This window comes from Aerococcus sp. L_32, from assembly GCF_050689315.1.
This window is the reverse complement of record NZ_JBOEQF010000783.1, coordinates 1-851: the sequence shown is the minus strand read 5'-3', so window position 1 is coordinate 851 and position 851 is coordinate 1. Positions and strand designations below refer to the sequence as shown.

The window sequence follows — 851 nt, the reverse complement described above, 5'->3', positions numbered from 1 at the left end:
CAATAAAATATCTTTCATATAATCCCATACAAGGATGGACCTTGTAGGACTCGAACCTACGACCGGACGGTTATGAGCCGTCTGCTCTAACCAACTGAGCTAAAGGTCCAAGTAATTATATAATAGCGGCGAAGGGGATCGAACCCATGACCTCCCGGGTATGAACCGGACGCTCTAGCCAGCTGAGCTACACCGCCATATTATACATCTAATTAAGTGGAGAATAGCGGGATCGAACCGCTGACCTCCTGCGTGCAAAGCAGGCGCTCTCCCAGCTGAGCTAATCCCCCACATTAGAATCGGGAAAACAGGATTCGAACCTGCGACCCCTTGGTCCCAAACCAAGTGCTCTACCAAGCTGAGCTATTTCCCGGGTCATGCACCCAGCAGGATTCGAACCTGCAACCGCTTGATTCGTAGTCAAGTACTCTATCCAGTTGAGCCATGGGTGCTTATATAAAATGCCGAGGACCGGGGTCGAACCGGTACGAGGTTAACCCTCGCAGGATTTTAAGTCCTGTGCGTCTGCCAATTCCGCCACCCCGGCATATTATAAAATGTATTTATATGGATGCCCTTTCGGACAAAGCGGAAAACGGGGTTCGAACCCGCGACCCCCACCTTGGCAAGGTGGTGCTCTACCACTGAGCTATTTCCGCGTATTTGAATATCAAAGATATCAATGCCGGCTAAAGGACTTGAACCCTCGACCCTCTGATTACAAATCAGATGCTCTACCAACTGAGCTAAGCCGGCTTATATATAATGCGGGTGAAGGGACTTGAACCCCCACGCCTTGCGGCGCCAGATCCTAAATCTGGTGCGTCTGCCAATTCCGCCACACCCGCATA

Annotated in this window: 9 tRNA genes; all 9 read right to left on the bottom strand. The window is 50.8% G+C overall.

The annotated features are described in order from the left end of the window. Positions 1 to 35: 35 nt before the first annotated feature. Positions 36 to 109: transfer RNA gene (locus ACRCJ0_RS16465), tRNA-Ile, on the bottom strand. A 14-nt stretch (positions 110 to 123) separates the two neighbouring features. Next, positions 124 to 197, bottom strand: a tRNA-Met gene (locus tag ACRCJ0_RS16460). A gap of 20 nt (positions 198 to 217) precedes the next feature. Continuing rightward, positions 218 to 290, bottom strand: a tRNA-Ala gene (locus tag ACRCJ0_RS16455). Between the two features lie 9 nt (positions 291 to 299). Further along, positions 300 to 373, bottom strand: a tRNA-Pro gene (locus ACRCJ0_RS16450). Between the two features lie 5 nt (positions 374 to 378). Next, positions 379 to 452: transfer RNA gene (locus tag ACRCJ0_RS16445), tRNA-Arg, on the bottom strand. A gap of 10 nt (positions 453 to 462) precedes the next feature. After that, a tRNA-Leu gene (locus tag ACRCJ0_RS16440) sits at positions 463 to 547 on the bottom strand. Positions 548 to 587: 40 nt separating this feature from the next. Then, positions 588 to 659 (bottom strand) — tRNA-Gly (locus ACRCJ0_RS16435). A 24-nt stretch (positions 660 to 683) separates the two neighbouring features. Beyond that, positions 684 to 756, bottom strand: a tRNA-Thr gene (locus tag ACRCJ0_RS16430). A 10-nt stretch (positions 757 to 766) separates the two neighbouring features. Then, positions 767 to 848: transfer RNA gene (locus ACRCJ0_RS16425), tRNA-Leu, on the bottom strand. Positions 849 to 851: the final 3 nt, after the last annotated feature.